This window comes from Streptomyces solincola, from assembly GCF_002982015.1.
Taxonomy (GTDB): Bacteria; Actinomycetota; Actinomycetes; order Streptomycetales; family Streptomycetaceae; genus Streptomyces; species Streptomyces solincola.
Window position 1 is genome coordinate 1 of the sequence record NZ_PVLV01000340.1, and the last position, 4,466, is coordinate 4,466.

At 75.7% G+C, this 4,466-nt stretch carries 3 protein-coding genes; 2 read left to right on the plus strand and 1 reads right to left on the minus strand.

Features of this window, described 5'->3' with window-relative positions; genetic code table 11:
• Positions 1-260 precede the first annotated feature (260 nt).
• Positions 261-2,615, plus strand: coding sequence for a beta-N-acetylglucosaminidase domain-containing protein (locus tag C6N75_RS20965; RefSeq protein ID WP_258177521.1), 2,355 nt, complete (start codon positions 261-263; stop codon positions 2,613-2,615).
• Positions 2,616-2,683: 68 nt separating this feature from the next.
• On the opposite strand, the gene C6N75_RS20970 is transcribed toward C6N75_RS20965, so the two are convergent.
• Positions 2,684-3,241, minus strand: a complete 558-nt coding sequence (locus C6N75_RS20970; protein WP_105870455.1) for an HNH endonuclease — start codon at positions 3,239-3,241, stop codon at positions 2,684-2,686.
• A 262-nt stretch (positions 3,242-3,503) separates the two neighbouring features.
• Between C6N75_RS20970 and C6N75_RS20975 the strand changes: the two genes are divergently transcribed.
• A partial coding sequence (locus C6N75_RS20975; protein WP_105870456.1) for a mechanosensitive ion channel family protein occupies positions 3,504-4,466 on the plus strand: 963 nt, incomplete at its 3' end.

Here is a 4,466-nt window from a genome sequence, read left to right on the forward strand (position 1 = left end):
GCCTGTTCCACGCCGTACAGACACTCCGCCAGCTCGTGGCGGGCCGCGGGGCCGGGTCGGGGGCCGGGGCTGCATCCGGGCCCAGGTCCGGGGCCGCCTCCGGGGTCGGGCCCGGGTCGGCATCCGGCTCCGGGGCCGGGTCCGGGTCGGCCTCCGGCCCTGGGGCCGAGTCCGGCTCCGGCCCTGGGGCCGAGTCCGGCTCCGGCCCCGGGGCCGAGTCCGGCTCCGGGTCCGGGTCCGATGGGCCGAGCGTCCCCGGCGTGGTCGTCCGGGACTGGCCGGGCACGGCCGTGCGCGGCGTGGCCGAGGGCTTCTACGGCCGCCCGTGGAGCCAGGCGGACCGGCTGGCCCAGATGGACTTCATGGGCCGCACCAAGCAGAACCGCTACCTCTACGCGCCGGGCGACGACCCGTACCGGCAGACCCGCTGGCGCGAGCCCTACCCCGCGCCGCAGCGGGCCGCGTTCCGGGAGCTGGCCGAGCGCGCCCGGCGCAACCACGTCACCCTCGCCTGGTCGGTGGCGCCCGCCCAGTCGATGTGCCTGTCCTCGGAGGAGGACCTGCGCGCGCTGAAGCGCAAGGCCGAGGCGATGTACGCGCTCGGGGTGCGGGCCTTCCAGCTCCAGTTCCAGGACGCCGGCTACGACGAGTGGCACTGCGCCCGGGACGCCGAGGTCTACGGCTCGGGGCCGGCCGCCGCCGCGCGGGCGCACGCCCTGGTGGCCGGGGAGCTGTCCCGCCACCTGACCGGCCGGCACTCCGACGCCGCGCCGCTCACCCTCGTACCGACCGAGTTCTACCAGGACGGCGCCACCGACTACCGCACCGCGCTGGCAGCCGCGCTGGACGGCGCGGTGCAGGTGGCCTGGACCGGGGTCGGCGCGGTGCCGCGCACCATCACCGGCCGCGAGCTGTCGGTGGTCCGCGAGGTCTACGGCCACAAGCTGGTCACCCTGGACAACTACCCGGTCAACGACTACGCGGCGGACCGGCTGTTCCTCGGCCCGGTCACCGGCCGGGAGCCCGCGGTGGCCGCCGGGTCGGCGGAGCTGCTGGCCAACGCGATGGAGCAGCCGGCCGCCTCCCGCATCCCGCTGTTCACCGCCGCGGACTTCGCCTGGAACCCCAAGGGCTACCAGCCCGGGGCGTCCTGGGGCGCGGCGCTGGACGACCTGGCCGGCGGCGACGCCTCGGCGCGCGGGGCGCTGCACGCGCTGGCGGGCAACGGCGCCTCCTCGATCCTCGCGCCGGCCGCCGAGTCGGCGTACTTGCGGCCGCTGCTCGCCGAGTTCTGGCGCTCGCGCGCCGACACTGCCGCGTCCCCGGCCGCCCGCAAGGCGGCGGCGGACCGGCTGCGGGCGGCGTTCGCCGTGATGCGCACCGCGCCGGAGCGCCTGGCCTCCGCCGCGGACGGGAAGCTGGCGGCCGAGACACGGCCGTGGCTGGAGCGGCTCGCCCGCTACGGCCGCGCCGGCGAGGCCGCGCTGGACGTGCTCCGGGCCCAGGCGGCCGACGACGGCGCGGCCGCCCGGCGGTCGGCCCTGGCCCTGGAGGGGCTGCGGGCCGAGCCCGAGGGCCGCCGGGCCACCGTCGGCGCGGAGGTCCTCGACCCGTTCCTGGACCGGGCCGAGGCCGAGTCCGCCGCCTGGACCGGTGGCGCGAAGGCCGACAAGTCGGGCACCGTGCCGGTGGACCCCGGCCGCCCCCTGACGGCGGTCACCGCCACGTCCGACCCGGGTACGGGCGCGGGCGCGGCCGTCGAGGCGTACGTCCCCGGCCAGGGCTGGCGGCGTCTCGGCGCGCTCCACCCCTCCGGCTGGACCCAGCTCGCCGTCCCCGGCGGTCTGCGCGCCGAGCGCCTGCGCACCGCCGCACCCGACGGCGTGCACACCCTCACGCCCTGGTACGCCGACGGGCCGCCCGCTCGCCTGGAACTGCCCCGCCCGGAGGCCGACGCGGTGATCGGGGCCGGCCCGCACCGCTTCGAAGCCGTGCTGCGCCCCCAGCGCCCCGCCGAGGTGCGCGGCTCGCTCACCGCGCGGGCGCCCAGGGGCCTGAAGGTGCGGGTGCCGCGCACCACCGCCGTCCCGCGCGGCACCGCGGCCACCGTCCCGGTCGAGGTCACCGTCCCGCCCGGCACCCCGGCCGGCTCCTACCCGGTGGAGCTGTCCTTCGCCGGGCAGCGCCGCACCCTCACCGTCCGCGCCTTCCCGGCGACCGGCGGCCCGGACCTGGCCCGTACCGCCACCGCGTCCTCCTCCGGCGACGAGACGCCCGACTTCCCGGCCGGTGCGGCCGCCGACGGCGACGCGGAGACCCGCTGGTCCTCCCCCGTCGCCCCGACCGCCTGGTGGCAGCTCCGGCTCCCCCGCCCCGCCCGGGTCGGGCAACTGGTGCTGCACTGGCAGGACGCCTACGCCAAGCGGTACCGCGTGCAGGTCTCGCCGGACGGCCGCACCTGGTGTACCGCCGCTGCTGTCCGCGACGGCCGCGGCGGCACCGAGTCGGTCCGGCTGGACGCCCCGGGGACCCGCTTCGTCCGACTCGCGTTGGACGAGCGCGGCACCGAGTTCGGCTACTCACTGGTCGGCGTGGAGGCGTACGCCGTCCGCTGAGCCCCTGCCCCCGGTCCGAACGGTCCGACAGTCCGAACGGTCCGACAGTCCGAACGGTCCGGCTGTCGTCAGTTGGCGACCGGCGCCGTGGACAGCGCTCCCCCGTCGATCCTGGCCATGGCGTCGTCGGCGCCGTAGGGCTGGAGGTAGGGCAGCCAGCGCGGGTCGCGGTGGCCGGTGCCGATGATCCGCCAGGCCAGCCCGCTGGGCGGGGCGGGCTGCTGGTGCAGCCGCCAGCCGAGCTCCCGCAGGTGCCGGTCGGCCTTGACGTGGTTGCAGCGGCGGCAGGCGGCCACCACGTTGTCCCAGGCGTGCTGCCCGCCCCGGCTGCGCGGGACGACGTGGTCGACGCTGGTCGCGACGCCACCGCAGTACATGCAGCGCCCGCCGTCGCGGGCGAAGAGGGCCTTGCGGGTCAAGGGAACGGGCCCCCGGTAGGGGACCCGTACGAACCGCTTGAGGCGGACCACACTGGGTGCCGCCATCGCACGGGTCGCACTGTGCAGGAAGGCGCCGGACTCCTCAAGGCTGACGGCCTTGTTCTCCAGGACGAGGACGAGCGCGCGGCGGAGCGGTACGACGCCGAGGGGCTCGTACGAGGCGTTGAGGACCAGGACATGCGGCACGGATGCCTCCTTGTACGCCGGCGGCGCGTGGCTCGCGCCGGGACGATCTGCGTTCAGTCTCTCCTCAGGCCGGGGCGGTACGCCACCACGTACCGGTAACGGCCGTCGAGTGTTTTCGACCACAGCCACGTATTCCTGAGGTATTCCCCAGGTCAGGCCCCGGTGAGACGTACCTCTCCCCCGCTTCGGGCGCAGAGGGCGCCCCTGTCCCCCGTTAGATTGTTTTGTCCGCTGTACTGCCCGCCCTCCGGAGGTTTCCGCCGTGCTCAGGTCCGCCGTGCAGGCCGCCGATCCCGCACCGCCGCCGAAGGTGTCGTTCGACGAGGCCGCCCGGCACGCCGACGAGGCCGCCGGCTGGGTGGAGCAGAACTGGTCCACCTGGCTGAGCACCGGCCTGCGCATCGTGCTGATCCTGGCCGTGGCGATCGTGCTGCGCCACCTGGTGCGCCGGGCCCTGTTCAAGCTCATAGAACGCATGAACCGCAGCGCCCAGGCGGTGCAGGGCTCGGCCCTCGGCGGGCTGCTGGTCAACGCCGAGCGCCGCCGTCAGCGCTCCGAGGCGATCGGCTCGGTGCTCCGCTCGGTGGCGTCCTTCCTCATCCTCGGCACGGCCGGGCTGATGATCCTGGGAGCCTTCAACGTGAACCTGGCCCCGCTGCTGGCCTCCGCCGGTGTGGCCGGCGTCGCCATCGGCTTCGGCGCGCGGAACCTGGTCACCGACTTCCTGTCCGGCGTGTTCATGATCCTTGAGGACCAGTACGGGGTCGGCGACTCGGTCGACGCCGGCGTGGCCTCCGGCGAGGTCATCGAGGTCGGGCTGCGGGTGACCAAGCTGCGCGGCGACGACGGCGAGATCTGGTACGTCCGCAACGGCGAGATCAAGCGGATAGGCAACCTCAGCCAGGGCTGGTCCACCGCCACCGTCGACGTCACCGTGCGCCCCACCGAGGACCTGGACAAGGTCCGCGAGGTGATCTCCGAGGCCGGCGACGCCCTCTCCAAGGCCGAGCCCTGGAACGAGGCCCTCTGGGGCCCGGTCGAGATCCTCGGCCTCACCGAGGTCCTCCTGGACTCCATGACCGTCCGCATCTCGGCCCGCACCATGCCCGGCAAGTCCCTCTCCGTCGAGCGCGAGCTGCGCTGGCGCGTCAAGCGCGCCTTCGACGAGGCCGGCATCCGCATCGTCGGCGGCCTCCCCGCCCTCGTCGAAGACTCCCCCGCCGAC